14 protein-coding genes are annotated in these 16,889 nt (G+C 40.2%); 5 read left to right on the top strand and 9 right to left on the bottom strand.

Translation table 11 applies throughout. The features are described from left to right. The first annotated feature begins 87 nt into the window (after positions 1–87). Together CAL6303_RS04460 and CAL6303_RS04455 are read left to right on the top strand one after the other, a co-directional pair. Positions 88–276: a hypothetical protein gene (locus CAL6303_RS04460; protein ID WP_015196638.1), complete on the top strand. Its 189-nt coding sequence runs from the start codon at positions 88–90 to the stop codon at positions 274–276. Beyond that, positions 273–563 carry a type II toxin-antitoxin system RelE/ParE family toxin gene (locus tag CAL6303_RS04455; RefSeq protein WP_015196637.1) on the top strand — a complete coding sequence of 97 codons (291 nt, stop codon included), beginning with the start codon at positions 273–275 and terminating at the stop codon, positions 561–563. The genes CAL6303_RS04460 and CAL6303_RS04455 overlap by 4 nt, the downstream gene beginning before the upstream one ends. Before the next feature lie 165 nt (positions 564–728). Here the strand turns inward: CAL6303_RS04455 and CAL6303_RS04445 are convergent, their stop codons facing one another. From CAL6303_RS04445 to CAL6303_RS04435, 4 genes are read right to left on the bottom strand one after another with little or no spacing between them, the layout of a single operon-like run. Next, on the bottom strand, positions 729–2,435 hold the full coding sequence (locus CAL6303_RS04445; RefSeq protein ID WP_015196636.1) for a tetratricopeptide repeat protein: 1,707 nt from the start codon (positions 2,433–2,435) through the stop codon (positions 729–731). Continuing rightward, complete coding sequence (locus CAL6303_RS04440; RefSeq protein ID WP_015196635.1) at positions 2,392–3,738, bottom strand: AAA family ATPase; 1,347 nt, start codon at positions 3,736–3,738, stop codon at positions 2,392–2,394. Before CAL6303_RS04440 ends, CAL6303_RS04445 begins: the two co-directional genes overlap by 44 nt. 35 nt (positions 3,739–3,773) lie before the next feature. Next, positions 3,774–3,896 carry a hypothetical protein gene (locus CAL6303_RS31370; RefSeq protein WP_255348446.1) on the bottom strand — a complete coding sequence of 41 codons (123 nt, stop codon included), beginning with the start codon at positions 3,894–3,896 and terminating at the stop codon, positions 3,774–3,776. 19 nt (positions 3,897–3,915) lie between these two features. After that, a complete protein-coding gene (locus tag CAL6303_RS04435; RefSeq protein ID WP_015196634.1) occupies positions 3,916–6,231 on the bottom strand; it encodes a putative PEP-binding protein in 2,316 nt (771 codons plus the stop codon). Between the two features lie 87 nt (positions 6,232–6,318). On the opposite strand from CAL6303_RS04435, the gene CAL6303_RS04430 reads away from it, so the two are divergent. Beyond that, positions 6,319–6,789 (top strand): MgtC/SapB family protein, encoded by a 471-nt coding sequence (locus CAL6303_RS04430; RefSeq protein WP_015196633.1) that lies wholly within the window; start codon positions 6,319–6,321, stop codon positions 6,787–6,789. A gap of 136 nt (positions 6,790–6,925) precedes the next feature. Here CAL6303_RS04430 and CAL6303_RS04425 read toward each other — a convergent pair whose 3' ends face one another. The 3 genes from CAL6303_RS04425 to CAL6303_RS04415 all read right to left on the bottom strand — a co-directional run bounded on the left by CAL6303_RS04425 (position 6,926) and on the right by CAL6303_RS04415 (position 12,177). Further along, positions 6,926–7,351, bottom strand: coding sequence for a hypothetical protein (locus CAL6303_RS04425; protein WP_015196632.1), 426 nt, complete (start codon positions 7,349–7,351; stop codon positions 6,926–6,928). 472 nt (positions 7,352–7,823) lie between these two features. Next, positions 7,824–8,945, bottom strand: coding sequence for a DNA replication/repair protein RecF (gene recF / locus CAL6303_RS04420; RefSeq protein WP_015196631.1), 1,122 nt, complete (start codon positions 8,943–8,945; stop codon positions 7,824–7,826). Between the two features lie 346 nt (positions 8,946–9,291). Further along, positions 9,292–12,177: a cation-translocating P-type ATPase gene (locus CAL6303_RS04415; RefSeq protein ID WP_015196630.1), complete on the bottom strand. Its 2,886-nt coding sequence runs from the start codon at positions 12,175–12,177 to the stop codon at positions 9,292–9,294. A 360-nt stretch (positions 12,178–12,537) separates the two neighbouring features. Between CAL6303_RS04415 and CAL6303_RS04410 the strand changes: the two genes are divergently transcribed. Beyond that, on the top strand, positions 12,538–14,214 hold the full coding sequence (locus tag CAL6303_RS04410) for a transglutaminase-like domain-containing protein (RefSeq protein ID WP_015196629.1): 1,677 nt from the start codon (positions 12,538–12,540) through the stop codon (positions 14,212–14,214). A gap of 203 nt (positions 14,215–14,417) precedes the next feature. Here CAL6303_RS04410 and CAL6303_RS04405 read toward each other — a convergent pair whose 3' ends face one another. Further along, positions 14,418–14,747 (bottom strand): STAS domain-containing protein, encoded by a 330-nt coding sequence (locus tag CAL6303_RS04405; protein WP_015196628.1) that lies wholly within the window; start codon positions 14,745–14,747, stop codon positions 14,418–14,420. A 157-nt stretch (positions 14,748–14,904) separates the two neighbouring features. Beyond that, complete coding sequence (grpE, locus tag CAL6303_RS04400) at positions 14,905–15,576, bottom strand: nucleotide exchange factor GrpE (RefSeq protein ID WP_015196627.1); 672 nt, start codon at positions 15,574–15,576, stop codon at positions 14,905–14,907. A gap of 373 nt (positions 15,577–15,949) precedes the next feature. Here grpE and CAL6303_RS04395 point away from each other — a divergent pair, with 373 nt between their 5' ends. Next, positions 15,950–16,798 carry an SDR family NAD(P)-dependent oxidoreductase gene (locus CAL6303_RS04395; RefSeq protein WP_015196626.1) on the top strand — a complete coding sequence of 283 codons (849 nt, stop codon included), beginning with the start codon at positions 15,950–15,952 and terminating at the stop codon, positions 16,796–16,798. Positions 16,799–16,889: the final 91 nt, after the last annotated feature.

The raw sequence follows: 16,889 nt of genomic DNA, 5'->3' as shown, positions 1-16,889 counted from the left end.
TGCTGCAAGCCTGACGAAGCAAGCACTATTCCGACTTGCAAATCGAGCCTACAATAGAAAAAGGAAAGTAATTTATTTGTAATCTCTATGGAAAAGCTCAATATTAAAGAAGAAGCTCGAAAGCTCATTGATAAATTACCTGATAACTCAACATGGGATGACCTTATGTATGAGATTTATGTTAGGCAAGTTGTGGAAGCTGGACTTGTTGATAGTCAGGCTGGTAATGTAACTTCTGTACAGGAAGTTAGGGCAAAATTTGGACTACCAGAGTGAAAGTTTTTTGGACAGAAACAGCCGTAGAAAATCTCTCAGCAATTTATAATTATATTTCTCAAAATTCACCTCAGTATGCCACTAGGATTATCGACCGCATAACCAGACGTTCTCAGCAAATTGTGAATTTCCCTCTATCTGGTCGAATTGTACCAGAGTTTGAAACTGAGCAAATTCGGGAAGTGATTGAAGGTTCATATCGAATTATCTATTACATCAAACCCGAACAAATTGATGTGCTTGCTGTTATACATGGGGCACAGGAAATTACATCAGGTATAGAATAATCGTTAAAACATCGCACTTCCCTACAAATCCACAAACCCAAAATGCGATCGCACTTCCCAACAAAGCCCTAAAATGACCTCTCCCTGCCTTGAACTGGCGTTCAAGTCTTCCCTCTCCGACTCGGAGAGGGACAGGTTTAAGCGTAAGCGCAAACCAGGGAGAGGTCACTCCGGTAAATCCTCTAAACACTCCTGCATCATCGTAGCCATATATTCGTCTTGGTACTCAACATATATCTCCAAAGCTGTCTGCAAATTAGCCCTAGCTTCTGCGTAGTTCTCCTCAGCTTTGGCAAGTGTCCCTAAACAATAAAGTGTGAGGGCTTGGGAATAGCGATCGCCATATTCGATATATATTTCTAGAGCTTGTTGATAATAATCCCTTGCTTGAGGGTATTCTCGCAAATCTTGGGCAAGTAATCCTAATTGCCCGTAAGTGCTAGCAGATTCAAATCTCGCGCCAAATTCGATTTTAATTTCCAGGGCTTGTTGATAATAAACCCGTGCTTGTTCATATTCTCGCAACTGTTGGGCAACTATTCCCAAGTTGTGGTAAGTGCCAGCAGATTCAAACCTCGCGCCAAATTCGATTTTAATTTCCAGGGCTTGTTGAGAGTAAACCCTTGCTTGTTCATATTCCCGCAACTTTCGGGCAAGTATTCCCAAGCCGTGGTAAGTGCTAGCAGAATCATACCTCGCACCAAATTCGATTTTAATTTCCAGGGCTTGTTGATAATAATCCCTTGCTTGCTCATATTCCCGCAATTGTTGGGCAACCCTTCCCAACTGGTGGTAAGTGCGAGCAGATTCAAACCTCGCGCCAAGTTCGATTTTAATTTCCAGGGCTTGTTGATAATAATCTCTTGCTTGCTGAAACTGTCGCGTATCTAGAGAAACATTACCTAAATTAAATAAGCAATTAGCAACAGCATGATTACTTTCCTGCTTTTTGGCAATATTTAAAGCTTGTTGATGGTAGCTGCGAGCTGTTGCAAACTGTCGTTGTTGAGAATAGCTTCCACCCAACTGATTAATCACTCGAATTTCCAAAGAATAATCAGAAAATTCCTGAGTAATTTTCCAAGCTTCCTTTAAATATTCTCTAGCTTGGCTTGGTTTATGCTGACTTAAATATGCTGTTCCCAATTCATTTAAAATATTTCCGCAATTCCGGAGATTTTCTTGATTTGGTATTTCTCCAGTTGGTTTATATTCCATCAACAAGCTATGTAATAAATCGATACGTTCTTGTTGTTCTGGTGTTGGTAAGCGGGCTATATTTGTATCTGCATCCAAAGTGCTAGCGATTGCCCTATCTCTTGTCAATTCTGTAGTTTTAAACCGGAATAAACCTGATTTCCAAGCCCAAAAATCTGGAGCAAATTTTGCTAACCGGGAAATCGCATAATCTGGCAAGATAAATAAAAGTGGATGGGGTACGGTTTGACGATAGGAATCGCGGACAAAGTTTAAATCCTGTAAAATTGGTGGGTAATCTCCAAAGACACCGATGGATTTTTCTAAATTCCGAATTAATAAAACAAGTTTTTTATTGCTTTCTTTGGTAATTTCAGCTAATTGCCTTACTAATTCATCTCGCAGAAATCGCAAATTTTTCTCAGGAAAGTCTAAAATTACAAATTGGATTTCTTGACATTGGGAATTCTGCTGTAATCCGGCAATTAAGAGGTTGATATCTGGAGGAAAGTTAATTTCGATAAAACCTAGTGTAAATTTTTCAGCAAAATCAATAAATGTCACTAATTCTGCAAATTCATCCTGATTTGTGGCGATAAACTTGCCAATTTCCGCTTGATTTTCACTACTATTATGGTTGCTGGGCTGCTTTGAGGGCTTGTTGGAAGAACTCATTTTGCTTCACCACCGGATTTGGATAATTCCATCTTTTATCGCCGTTATATTCCAACACGGAAGTATTAAATAACATTAATTGCCCGACTTCATCTTTGCTGACATCTTTGGTTAAACAAACCTGAGCCAAATGAGCATAATGTTCTTCTGGAATAAACCGCTCAAAAGTAAATTGTTGCTGTTTAACTGCATAATCTATATCTTCGGACATGATTTTGGCGTGTTTACGGGTGCTAGCTGTTTGACATGCAGAGCGCATCATTTGCATTAACTGACGTACATGTCCTCCGCTGGCTTTGGCTAGTTCTAGTAGTTGATTGCGACTCTCGAAAATGGCATCAACATCAACTCGTTTTTCAATGACACTGGCTATGATATCTAAACCTTTTTGATCGTAATTCAATTCACATTTATGCCGTTCAAACTCATAGATATTAATCATCGGCACAATGTGGGGATTGCCATCAAATTGATTCAGGGGATTTTTGGGTGAGCAAAGAATCGAAATTGGCACTGTATAAATGATTGTACAATTTAATTCCTGCATCTGAGCCGCATAATCAAAAAACAAATGTTCGGCAACTACAGGAGGAACTCGATCCAAATTGTCAAAGATAATTAATAAGCCTTTACATTCAGGAAACTTCTGACGCAATTTAACATAGGCATCACTCAGTAACAAATTAGTATCAGATTTGAGGCGAGATAAATCTTTTTCTAGAGTTTGGCGAATGGTTGTTTTTTGCTTGTCTGAACCTTTAATTTGTGCCAGCAATTTCACCATTAATTTAGCAAGAAACGGTGCTGTGGGGCTGAGAGTAGCCTCTGCATCAACGTTGACTGATTTCTCGACACTTTGCTCGTTTTCTTGAGTAATGTCTTTAAACCACGATTCAAAACTTTTTAATAGCTTGTCGTCAAAAGTTAAACCTAATTTTCGTAATTCAAATTCAACTTGTTTAATGACAATTAAATATAAATCTGTATACCGAGCATCATTAATATCTGTTTCTTCATTTGCTTCCAAATAAATAACATGATAATTGTTTTCCCAAAGACTTTGAATTCTCTTTAACTCGGTACTTTTACCGCAACCGCGATGTCCAGTAAATAGAATTGTTGTAAAATCACCTGCTTCTTGAAAATCTAAAATTGTACTGACATTATCAATAGCCGAAGTTTTTCGTACTGACGATAAATCGACATAATACCGTTCCATTTCGGCTGGTTCAAGTGGCTCAACATTACAAGCCAAAAAAGCCGCTTTCAGAGTATTTGCACGTTGAAAACTTGACTGAGACATGCTCTTGGGAAAATAAAAATATTAACTTCTAAATTTTAAGCGATCGCGTAGCGAATTGAGCAAGCTATATGCATCTCAGTTTTTATCCAAGACTCTAGAAGGGTATCGCTACAAGGAAAAACTCTACCTAGTCTAGTAGCAACGGCAAAGCCGAGCACAAGCTATATTCCCAAATCATCACATCATTTGCCGACGCGCAGCATTCAAAATAATCCGTTGTTCGGCACGAGCGATCGCATGATAGGTTTGAGGTATGGAATTTGGTTCCACTGAGATAGAAGTGATACCCCAACGTACCAAAGAATCAATGATTTCTGGATATAAACTGGGTGCTTGTCCACAAATAGAACAGGGTATATTTTCATTTTGCGCCATTTGGATCAATTGTGCGATCGCATTCATGACTGCGGGGTGACGTTCATCTAAGGTTCGGGTTGGTTTACTTTTTTCCCGATCTATTCCCAACAATAATTGTGTCAGATCATTAGAACCAATTGCAATTCCTTGAACTCCAGCTTTGACATATTCACTCAGCAAAAATAAAACGCTGGGAACTTCTGCCATAATCCACAACTGAAATTGGGATACATCCATCAATCCTGCTTGTTCGATGCGACGACGACAGAATCTAAATTCTTCCACGCTACGAACAAATGGCAAAATCAAATTAATATTATGATATCCATTTTGCTGTAATTTCCCTAAAGCTGCCAATTCCACCTCAAAAACTGCCGAATTCTGCAAATATCCCAAGGTTCCCCGTTCCCCTAATATCCCTTGGTTGCTATGCTGGGATTCATCATGCGATCGCGTCAACTGAATTCCATTGCTTTGCAAATCTAAAGAGCGGTAAAATATTGGTCGAGGTGCAAAAGCTTTCACAAATAATAATAACTGCTGATACCAACGTTCTATTAACTCCCTTTCTCTACCTTCATCTAACCAACTCTGGGGACTTTTCCCTTCAAGTAACCCAACCGTCATTAATTCCGAACGCAGTAATCCGACTCCATCAATAGGTAGATTTTCAATTGTCTTTAAACTACTAGGTTGGCTTAAATTTACAAATAATTTCGTAGCAATAGTTGGATACACATTCCCCAAGGGAACTACAGAATTATCTCTAGCTAAATCTGCAACATCTAATTCAGAAATACTATGAACTCCTGGTTCCAATCTTTCCATTGATGGTTCCCCATGACTACCTTTTTTGATACTAAATATCTCTCCACTGTCACCGTTTATGAGTAGTCTATCCCCACTGTGGATGATATTTGTCGCACCTGAGACATTGACTACTGCGGGAATTCCTAACTCTCTTGCCAAGATTGCAGCATGACTAGTAAATCCTCCTCGTTCAGTGATAATACCTGAGCAACTATGTAATAAAGGCAGCCATTCAGGAACAATAACTGTAGCAACTAAGATTACACCTGGGGTTAGTTCAGAAATAGTTTCTTGATGACGAGTAATAACATGAACTGGTGCAGTCACAACACCTCTGGCAACTCCTAGTCCTTGACATATAAGGTGAAGATTTGCAGCAGTTTGGGGGAATAAAGCTTGGGTTAAGTATACAATATCTTTTCCTCGATGCTGTAAAATTGTCCAGTCAAATCTGAAATTAGTATGATCTGGAATTGGTATTTTTTTTGTGAGGCTGACTAATTGCTGACAATCATCATTACTTAAAGAAAACTGATGATTAAGTTCTTGATTTATCAAATAAGGACTTAGAGAATTATAATCTAGCTGATATCCGAGAATTTTTTTACCAAGTTGACGTTCCAGAATAATTCCATCACGACAACTAACCTTGTAGTAATCGGGAATAATTTCGCCATAATTGAGGGGAAAACCTAAACCAAAAGTTCCATGGATTTCGCAGATTTCCGAATTAGCCACCAAGGAACCACTAGCGATGGCATTTTCAATCGGTTGTACTAATACAGCCAAGTTGATTTGGCTCATATCGATACCTAATCTTTGCCAATATAGCAGACTGCGGGCGCGAAATAATTGACTCCATACCTGTTTTAGGGTAGTTTCAATCAAAGTGCGATCGCGTAAACAAACCTGAGACTCTAACAATCCAGAAATATTTTTACCAAAATTGATTTTCGTTGGTAGTACAAATGTTGGACGAAAAATCAAATGTTTACTATCCCAATCTTCTACTGCTGCTAAAATCTGATCTAACCAATTTTGCGGTATTGTGGCAGCAATAATTTCTTGACGCAAACTCCTAGCTACCTGTTGTAATTGTCGCCAATTTCCTACATCTAAACGTAGTGAAGAATGAGGTAAATCAGCTACTAATGCTTCTGAACTACTTAAGGTTTCTAAAAATTCTCGTAAAACACCAACCCCCACGACAAAACCGGGAATCACCGGATAACCACGTTGGATAGCCTTACTCAAATTTAAAGCTTTATCTCCTACTTTCGCGTAGTCTTGTAATTCAATTTCTTCTAGCCAGTAGAGTTTATCCACTCAAGTTTTATTTTTCAGTACCAAATCTACTCATAGCGGTATGATAGCAGTTAAAATTAGACCTATCAAATTAAACTGCTAGATTTCTTGTTCAGCATTCACCAAATTCTATCCAACAACTGGCTACAAATAACTCTGAGATTATCATTTGCCCTAATTCTTGGTGCCATCATCGGTTTAGAACGTGAACTCAAACATAAACCAGCAGGTTTGCGAACTCACATGCTGGTTAGTTTAGCTTCGGCAATATTCACACTTATACCCTGGGAACTTACTGGCGGAGGATCAAATTTGGATACAAATAACCTCAGCCGAATCATTCAAGGAATCGCTGCTGGAGTCGGGTTTCTCGGTGCTGGTGAAATATTACGGGCATCTTCCCAAACTTCCCAACGTCCGGAAGTTCATGGATTAACTTCTGCTGCTGCTATTTGGGTTTCCGCGTCTTTGGGAATAGCTGCTGGGTGTGGTTTGTGGGAATTAGGGTTGATTGGTGGAGTTTTCACCTTTTTGGTGTTGTATGTATTTAAACGATTTGAAAAATCTAGCTTGAAGTAAATAATTATCCTTGGGACGTTGCTGAATTACGGTATGAATTTAAAATGTAGAGACGCAATACATTGCGTCTTCCAAGGATTTCTTTGATTACGCAAAATCCTTTTCATACATCAAATGAGCAATGCCATCTTTGGAATTAGGTAGAAGGAAATGTTTTCTCATCAAAAAGTTCCAATGCTTTCACAAACATCTCTTCATGAGTTTGAATTTCTAAAATAGATTTTACCAACTTAATAAATTCCCAGTCAATTTCCGGATCATTTTCAATTAATTTACTTGCAGCGTAGAAACTCACATCATTGATTTTCAACTCATTACTAATACCTGTCTGCCATCCTGGTTTAGAGTTATCCCAAGAAAGAGTTTTACCTCGCAAAGTAAATTGGAACCAAGTTATTTGATGATTTTGGGTTTCAAAAAAAACGTCAAAATAAGGCTCTTCACCTTGAAACCACATACGTTTTGCGCCTTCTTGATAATTCTGTTTCAGTAGTTGAGGTTGAATTTCTCGTAAGGATTTTCCTAAAGTAATAATTTCGTTGCGTTCAATTAATTGATTCATAATCAGTTATTAATTAATTATCATTTATAACCGAGGCTAATTTAGCTTCGATGGTATCTTGTTGGGGCGGATAGAAAATGAGCATAGTAATATGCTGGGAATAATCAGTAGCCCAAGTCAAGATATTATTAGTGGTGTCAACCTTTCTTAAAGACGAAAAAAGTTGATATTTAGATTCAAATTATTTGCCATCTGCCTAACGGCTGTTTAATTATTTATTCCCAATTTAATTATTATTGGTGTAAAAACAATAGTAGATAATATATATTCTAAACAACTATACTCATTTGATACAGCTTGAGTACTCAGGATAAATACTAATTTTTCTTTGAACTTGGTTCTGAAATTTGATCTATTGAACTAGTACAGTACGGCGTAAATAACCACACCATTATTTAACCATGAAAAGCCCAGTAATAAACTGCTTTCCCCGACTGCCTTGACGTACTAGGGAATGGTTGTCTCGAAAGGATTAAAAAATAGCTTGGCTGAGAATCTGACCAGAATTAATTGTGAGAATCTGTGATGATTTTAACCACTGTGCATCAAACGAACCTAGATGTGTGGTGGTGATGATGGTTTGAAAACGATCTTGGATGGTGTCCAGAAGTTGGTTTTGGCGTGAGGGGTCAAGTTCTGCGAGGACATCATCAAGTAATAATAGTGGGGGTTCGCCAACTACTTCTTCAATTAGTTGTAATTCTGCCAGTTTTAAAGCCAGTACCAAAGTGCGTTGTTGTCCTTGGGAACCATACTGACGAGCAGGTGTTTGATTAATTACTAGTTCGATTTCGTCGCGGTGGGGACCAACAAGGGTTGTACCTTGGTGAGTCTCGGCTATTGTACGTTGTTGAATTCTGTCGAAAAAGGATTCTTGAACTTGTTCTGGCTGACTTTCCTCAAAGGGGATGCTGGGGGAGTATTTGATTTCGAGAACTTCAGTACTTTTACTAATATTGGCGTGCCACATAGCTGCTATGGGTGCCAGTCTTTGAATAGCGCGATCGCGTCTTCTAATTACTTTGATTCCTGTGGCGACTAATTGGGCATCCCAAAGGGCTAGCTGCTCAGGATCTGGGGTTGTTTCTACATGCTGCTTCAAGAAGGCGTTTCGTTGCCGCAAAACTTGGTTGTATTGCTGCAAAATATGGGTATAAATTGGCTCTAGCTGAAGGAGTAAAGTGTCTAGCCAATGACGGCGCAAATCTGGACCCCCACGCACCAGTTCCAAGTCCAAACTGGAGAACTCCACAGCATTTAAAATCCCTAAAAAATCCATTTGCCGGCGCACAACCTCACTATTGCGGGCAACAGTGCGGCGACCATTGCGGCGTAAAGTTAAAGTTAGGTCATGATTTCCAGTATCCCGTTTTAGGGTCGCTTTGATTTGTGCGATCGCTTGTCCATCTTGAACCAGATCACGATCGCGTGCTAACCGATGACTACGTAATGTCGCTAGTAACTCCACAGCTTCCAGCATATTTGATTTTCCCTGAGCATTGTTACCTACCAAGATTGTTTTGGGTGCAGTAAATTCTACAAACTGCTCTTTGTAATTGCGGAAATATCGGAGGTGGAGGGATTGGAGGAACATAAGAAGCAGGGGGCAGGGAGAAGGGGAGGTAGGGGAGCAGGGGGGGGGCAGGGGGAGGTAGGGGAGCGAGGGGGGGCAGGGGAGGTAGGGGAGTAGGGGAGCAGGGGAGGTAGGGGAGTAGGGGAGCAGGGGAGGTAGGGGAGCAGGGGAGGTAGGGGAGCAGGGGGAGCAGGGGAGGTAGGGGGCTGCTCTCTTGTTTCTTTCTAGGCACTAACGAACGAAACCCGGTTTCTTCAGTTGGAATACGAAAGATTTTTGTATTCAGTCGAAGGAAACCCGGTTTCTCGGCTTCACGAAAAGTTTTGAAGCACCGTACTTTTGTACTTTATTTAATCCACGTTCGTTCCTAAATTGTTTTCTTGCCAATGAGACGGAAGAAAATCTTTTCTCCTTCAATCCACACAAACATTAAGGCGCTAAAGCCAATACAAATCAGTAATTCCTGACCTGTTAATACATGGGTACCAAAGAAATTCCGTAGTGGTGCGACATAAACCAACATCAATTGTAAAATCGTGGTGAACACCACAGCCCCCAACACAAATAAGTTAGAGAATGGGTTCATTTGGATTGTGAGTTGGTTGTTGGAGCGAATTGCTAAAGCATGTCCCATTTGGGCGATACAGAGGGTAGTAAACACCATGGTTTTCCAGGTATCTGGATCACCTGTGTAACCTGGTGCGTGGGAATGTTGATATGCCCAAACCATCATTGCGATGGTAATAATGGCAAATACAATCCCGATGCGAATCATGTATGAGCCTAAACCACGATCAAAGATGCTTTCACGAGGACTAAAGGGGGCGCGTTTCATCACATCTGGCTCTGGGGGTTCCACTGCCAGGGCTAAGGCTGGTAAACCGTCGGTGACTAGGTTCATCCACAAAATTTGTAACGGTGATAGGGGTACGCCACCCAAACCTAAAAGTGGTGCGGCGGCAACGGTAAGTACTTCCCCGATGTTACTACCCAAGATGTACTTAATAAATCGGCGAATGTTAGTGTAAACTACGCGACCTTCTTTGGTGGCAGCAACGATGGTGGCAAAATTATCATCCAGGAGAATCATATCGCTGGCTTCCTTACTCACATCGGTACCTGTGATGCCCATGGCGATACCAATATCTGCTTGTTTGAGGGCGGGAGCATCATTGACCCCATCCCCTGTCATTGCCACAAATCGCCCACGTCGCTGTAGTGCTTGGACGATGCGTAATTTATGTTCTGGGGCAACCCTGGCATAAATACTTACCAAGTCAACTTGTTGCTCCAGTTCTTGATCACTCATTTTCTGCAATTCTTGCCCGACCAAAACTCGATCGTTGCTATTTTCAGCAATGCCCAAATCTTTAGCGATCGCACGGGCTGTCAATTGATGATCTCCGGTGATCATAATTGGGCGAATTCCGGCTGCACGGCATTCTTTGACGGCATCACGGACTTCTGGGCGAGGGGCATCCAACATCCCCACTAACCCCAACCAAACTAGATGTTGCTCGGTGGCTTCTCCCTCACCATCGGGGGGAACTTCTGGGAGGGGTCTGTAGGCGAAACCTAGCACCCGTAACCCATTGCTTGCCATTTTGTCATTTTCTGCCAAAATAATCTGCCGTTGTTCCGATGTGATGGCGTAGGACTTGGTTCCCGCGTCAATGCGATCGCATCTTTCCAGAATCAACTCTGGTGAGCCTTTGGTGAACATCAAATATTTTTCGTTGGCAATTTCGCGGATGGTTGGATCAACATCTACCACAGGTGAGAAACCATTGGTAACTGTTTGTACTTCGCAAATCACGCTCATCCGCTTTCTTTCGGAAGAAAAGGGAATTTCCCCCACACGAGGTAACTTACTACTCCACTGATCTTTTTCGATGCCACCCTTTGCAGCCAAGGTTAATAATGCCCCTTCGGTGGGGTCGCCAATAATTCCCCAAGTTCCATTTTCCTGTTGTAAGAATGAATCATTACAAACTGCACAAGCAACTAAGAGGGAAGAAACTTCCGGATGTTCCTCCAAGGAAACCGTTCTTTGATTGAGGGCAAAATCTCCTTGGGGTGCGTAACCATCTCCAGTAATTTTAAATTCGTAATTCTTGGCGTAGATACTTTGCACTACCATTTTATTCTGAGTCAACGTCCCGGTTTTATCAGAACAAATCGTAGTTACAGAACCCAAGGTTTCTACTGCTGGTAGTTTGCGAATTAGGGCATGGCGTTTTACCATTCTTTGGGTGCCCAGTGCCAATGTCACAGTAATTACCGCTGGTAAGCCTTCGGGAACCACTGCCACTGCCATACTTAGGGACACTTCCACCAGTTCCTGGAGTCTGTTGAAAAGGTCATTTTCCCTTGCCCCAGCAATGAAATAAGCGTGAATCATCCCACCAATGATGACGATGGCTACTAAAATTAGGGAGCCAGCCACCAACACGTTACCCAGTTGGGTCATTCTTTGTTGTAGGGGGGTTGGTTCACTTTCCACCGATTGTAACAATTCGGCGATTTTCCCTAGTTCCGTTCGCATTCCTGTACGTGTCACCACGACTTTACCGCGTCCTTGGACAACCTCGGTACCTTGGAATACTAAATTAATGCGATCGCCTAAAGATGTATCTTCTGGCAATTGAATTTCTGAGCGTTTACTTACGGCTTCTGCTTCCCCAGTAAGTGCTGATTCCCGGATTTGCAAATTCGACTGTTCAATTAACCTCCCGTCGGCTGCTACCTGTACCCCAGCCTCCAACAGCATTACATCCCCAGGAACTAGATCTTTTCCGGCGATTTCTACAACTTTGCGATCGCGTATTACCCGGACATTGGGGGAAGACATTTTTTTCAAAGCTGCCAAGGCTTGCTCTGCACGGCTTTCCTGTACATACCCTAGGATACCGTTCAAAATCACAATTGCTAAAATCGCAATACTATCTTTAAAGGGAATTTCACCGGGTTTTAAAGTTCCTTGTTGCCAAGCTAATAAATCTAAAGCCCCGGAAATGAAAGCTACAGCGATCAGCATCAACAACATGATATTTTTGAACTGATCGACTAAAATCTCCCAAGCACTGCGACCACCAGTTTCTTCTAATTCATTTGTCCCATATTTGAGCAAACGTTGTTCAACTTCTTGGGAAGTAATGCCATTATCTGCATCTGTAGAGAGCATTTCGATAGCTTTACTGGTTTCGACATTGTGCCAATTGGCGGCTAAATCGGGTAGAGAATGAGCAGACATCGTATAGGTTACTGGAAATGGTTTTAAATTTCGATCCTAATCCTAGTTTATTGATGCTAAGAAAGCCATCAACTAAAGTTACATTAGGTTTATCGTTGATACCTATTCATATTCATAATAGGTATGATGTGAGTGTCATCACTAACACCTCAAAATTACTTCCTGCCAGATGATTGGTTAAAACCAACCAAGAAGTATTTTGCTACACATAAGTTTCTCGTTCCTAGAATAGTCGATACTAGAAAGCCTCAGTCAGTAGAGGAGGAAGCAAGGGGTCATTTCCCCGGCTTCCTGCCCCTATTATTTCTGGCTCTTCACTGACTTCGAGATTGATTTAACCGTTAAATAAACAAGTTTACTATGGGTTCTGCACTTACTAGTTTTCCGAATAGCCAAATGTTTGGGCAAAGAACAATTCGACCTCTTTGTGCTGCTGCCCTTGGTGGCATCGCTTTTATCAAGAATACGCTAATTGCCATTGACTCAAATCGCGGTTATCTCCTGCAAGTTGACCCAGTTACAGACAATACCAAGATTCTCAACCCGCACCATACCAGTGAATTCATGGATATCACTGGTATAAGTTTGTGGGAAGATACGCTCTGGGTAACAAGGGGTAAGAGTATCTATTTATGTAAGTTTAACTCTTGGGGATTGGAACATTTTATCACTTTGCCCTACCAAGCTGATGGAATTGCTGTTTGGGGATCAACTGTTTATGTCAGTTGCCAAAAAATGGGAGCAATCTTGATTTATGATTGTGAAACCCGACGCAAAATTACCCAATTTTATGCTCCTGGTGTAGGAATTGCTAATTTAGCGGTTTGTGAAGAAACTCTTTGGGTTGCTGATAAAGTTGAACAAACGATTTTTGCCCTTGATAGGGCTACCGGAGATATTCGGTTTAGCATTCTAACACCATTTGAATGTCCCACAGGTCTAGCTGTACATAGCAATAGCGAATCTGGAAAGGAAACGATCTATGTGGCTTATGCTTCGGAAGAGGCTTTTATTCGAGATAACCCAAATGCCGATCCTAGCCAAGAATTAGCTTACCGCGATCGCACTTTCATTCATCCCCTGAGTTATCATTACGATCCCCAAACTCGTTGCTGTCTTTCTAACGGGTACCGCATCGAAATGTCTTACATCGAGGAAATTGCTCCCCTCGAAGAGGTATACTTACCAGAAGTCGAATGGCGGATTGCTTTACCTAGTAATACTGATCGCCAAAGGGTAGTGAGTGTTGAAGCTGTTGGTTTACCCTTCAGCGAAGAAATTATCGACGGACAAAAGGTAGCTGTTTTTAAGTTTGAAACCCTTGTTCCAGGAGAACGTCACCTTTTTGGTTGGAAAGCAATTCTCGAAGTTCGTGGTGTCAAATATCGTCTAACTCCCCGTGATGTGGAAAATATCCCAGAACTGTCTGAGGAATTTCAAACTCGCTATCTCGTTGATGATGATGAGTTAGCAATGGATAATACAATTGTTCAGGATGCCGCCAAAGTTGCTGTAGGTAGTGAAACTAATTTGTTACGGAAAATGTATAGTATCCGTAATTATGTTTATGATCAACTTTCATATAGTATCAAACCTCACATAGATGCCCCCGATGTTGTCTTAGAGCGTGGTACTGGCTCCTGTGGTGAGTATGTAGGAGTTTTACTAGCATTATGCCGCCTCAATGGTATCGCTTGCCGCACCGTAGGTAGGTATAAATGTCCACCCTATGCCGATCACCAAGGCATTCCCCTAGAACCTGATTTTAACCATGTTTGGCTAGAATTCTATATTCCCAGTATCGGCTGGTTGCCGATGGAATCAAACCCAGATGATTTGGGTTATCAAAGTGCCCATCCCACCCGCTTTTTTATGGGCTTATCCTGGTATCATATTGAGATTGGTAAAGGTATTTCTTTTGAAACTTTAATGAGTAAAGGTGAAAGACTCAAAAAAGAAGATATTTCTATTGGTGAGTTAGCAATTAACCATATTCGCTTCAAAATTATTGAAGAATTACCACCTTTAAATCAGTAAACAGTTATTAGTTATTGTGACTTTGTTCTGTATTGAAACTCAAGTAAAATTATCGCTTTTTACTGTTTGCAAACTAAAAATTGTCCCTGATAACTGTTGATTCGACAAACCCCTCTAGTTTCCCGATTTTCGGAAACTAAAGGGGTTAAATTTTGACTTATTTGATAGATTAAATGTAACAACAATTGTTGATAATAAATTACTTAGGCTCTAGATAGCATCGATTTCTCGAATTCTTGTTGATTTGCAAAAATTTCAAAGACCTTATCCATTCCAGTTAATTCAAACAAAATTCTGACTTGTTCATTAATTGAACAGATAACTAGTTTAGCATTGGCTGCTCTCAAATTTTTAAATGCCAAAACTAGAACACCAAGTCCAGAACTATCCATGAAAGTTACATCTTTTAAATCCACTAACACAACTTTTGTACTACATTGTGTTAATTGAGAAAGTAAGTGACGAAACTCCTGTGACTTCGTTGCATCAAAATTTCCAATGGGTTGAAAAACTTTCACTTGTTCGGTTTGCATATTTCAGTATTTATCGCAAGAATGTGTAGATTGCTGTTTTATGCGTCCATCATAGTTCATTTTAAGAATTGTTGCCAGTTAATACATATTATGAGAGCATAGTTAATTTTTGTTAAAGAATAATCGAATGTGATATGTAATTCGTTGGTGAAATTAGTTATTTGTTAAGAATTGGGCTAACTTTAGCACGATATAGCAGCTTTCCCCGCTGCTGATATCCAACATACCTAACTTTGACTATTTGACTTGGTAAGATATTTCCTTCCATCGGTTGGTGTAGTTGAGGATTGTAAAAAACCTCTTCTCCAACTTGTGCGATCGCTTCTATTCCCCAAGCCTGTAATAATCGTTCTAATGGCTTTTCTAGCAGTGGTAGAATATTCACAGCAGGTAACTGAGGATTTTCCCTCGCTTTATGTGCTACTGTTGGCAGTTGCAACAACAACGATTCGAGAATTTCTAAGCAAGATTGCTGGAATCCTTCCAAAACTACCTGCTTTTGCTCCTCTGTAAAATTTTCTCCTAGCTTTAACGTTTCCTGCTTTTCAAGAACAGAAGTTACATTTTTTGTATCAGTTTCAGTAATATTACTAAAAGAACATTTGACATCCAAAGGTAAAAGCCCATTTATTAGAGCATCTAAAGAAATATTCAAAGCTTGTGAAAGTTTAATTAATGTCTCAATTTTAACTTGTTCAACTTCTCCTCTGCGTAGCTTCAATAGTTGTCGCCGAGAAACACATGCAACCTGACATAATGCATTGAAACTGGTAATTTCTGCATTTCGCATCAACCCTTGCAATTGTTGGGTGTAGTTAACATCAGACATAAATTTCGCACTTGAGATTGAACTGGACTAGAAAGCCTTTTAAATTTCACAATTAAATTACCATAAAAGTCTTTTTATTACTTTATTTATAGAGAATTTTGTAGCTTTAATAACATCTAAAATCCAGTAATTAGTAATAGTGCTAAATAGGCAAATATAATTACTTTGAGTCGCTATGATAGAGAAATATTGATGATAATAGCCATCGGGGCTGGATTCCCCAAATAGTCATTCATGCTTTGTGTGTGTTAGCTTTAATGACTGAATTCCTTGATAATCATCGAAAGTTATAGGAAAAAGCTTTCCATGATGACTTTGATATTTACTCTGCGATTGATTTTTCCAGTTCTCAAAACTTTAGTTGATATCAATTATGAACCCCATTGATCGGGATAAAATTCCCAAAACTGCCCTAATTACAGGTGCCGCAAACGGCATTGGCTACGAATTTGCTCAACTTTTTGCCAGTGACGGTTATAGCCTGGTATTAGTAGATAAAAATGAGCAAAAATTAGCTGAAGTTGTTGCTGAATTTAAAGATAAATTTAACGTTTTAGTTACAGGTGTAACTAAAGATTTATCCCTACCAACATCTCCTTTAGAAATTTATAATCAGATGCAGGAAGCGTCAATCAAAATTGATGTTTTAGTCAATAATGCCGGATTTGGGAAATTGGGTTTTTTCACCGATAGTAATGTGACATCTGATCTGGAAATGTTACAGGTAAATTTGGTTTGTTTAACCCATTTAACCAAACTCTTTCTTCAGGATATGGTGAAACGCGGTGAAGGTAAGATATTAAATGTTTCTTCCACTGCTGCTTTTCAACCAGGTCCATTGATGGCAGTTTACTTTGCCACTAAATCATACATCCTTTCGTTCTCCGAAGCGATCGCTAACGAGCTAGAAGGTACTGGTGTCTCTATAACTGTACTTTGTCCTGGACCCACACATTCAGCTTTCCATCAAAGAACTGGGATGGCTGAAATTCAAGTTGCCCAAGGAACTAAAATGATGGATGCAGCAACCGTGGCAAAAATCGGATATCACGGTTTGATGGCAAATAAAACTGTAGTGATTCCCGGTTGGAAAAATCAGCTTTTAGCAACAATAGTTAGGTTTGTACCTCGCACTCTTGTGACAAAATATGTCCGCAGTTCTCAGGAAACGCAGTTAGTGGAGAGAGATGTAGTTAAGGGTGCAGCAGTTAAGGATATATAATCCCATGTGTTAACTAGGTGAGCGGGAAAAAATTATTGTTGTAGTCAGGGAGTAGTGAGTAGGGGTAAGCGCAAACATTTGGGGTGGCTGT

Source organism: Calothrix sp. PCC 6303, from assembly GCF_000317435.1.
In the GTDB taxonomy this organism is placed as follows: domain Bacteria; phylum Cyanobacteriota; class Cyanobacteriia; order Cyanobacteriales; family Nostocaceae; genus PCC-6303.
This window is presented reverse-complemented; position numbering and strand designations above follow the sequence as displayed.

Bases quoted from the DNA above. Each gene is read 5' to 3' on its own strand.
- CAL6303_RS04410 (WP_015196629.1), top strand. From the start codon at position 12,538: ATGGGTTCTGCACTTACTAGTTTTCCGAATAGCCAAATGTTTGGGCAA.
- grpE (WP_015196627.1), bottom strand. From the start codon at position 15,576: ATGTCTGATGTTAACTACACCCAACAATTGCAAGGGTTGATGCGAAAT.
- CAL6303_RS04405 (WP_015196628.1), bottom strand. From the start codon at position 14,747: ATGCAAACCGAACAAGTGAAAGTTTTTCAACCCATTGGAAATTTTGAT.
- CAL6303_RS04425 (WP_015196632.1), bottom strand. From the start codon at position 7,351: ATGAATCAATTAATTGAACGCAACGAAATTATTACTTTAGGAAAATCC.
- CAL6303_RS04445 (WP_015196636.1), bottom strand. From the start codon at position 2,435: ATGAGTTCTTCCAACAAGCCCTCAAAGCAGCCCAGCAACCATAATAGT.
- CAL6303_RS04440 (WP_015196635.1), bottom strand. From the start codon at position 3,738: ATGTCTCAGTCAAGTTTTCAACGTGCAAATACTCTGAAAGCGGCTTTT.
- recF (WP_015196631.1), bottom strand. From the start codon at position 8,945: ATGTTCCTCCAATCCCTCCACCTCCGATATTTCCGCAATTACAAAGAG.
- CAL6303_RS04460 (WP_015196638.1), top strand. From the start codon at position 88: ATGGAAAAGCTCAATATTAAAGAAGAAGCTCGAAAGCTCATTGATAAA.
- CAL6303_RS04415 (WP_015196630.1), bottom strand. From the start codon at position 12,177: ATGTCTGCTCATTCTCTACCCGATTTAGCCGCCAATTGGCACAATGTC.
- CAL6303_RS04395 (WP_015196626.1), top strand. From the start codon at position 15,950: ATGAACCCCATTGATCGGGATAAAATTCCCAAAACTGCCCTAATTACA.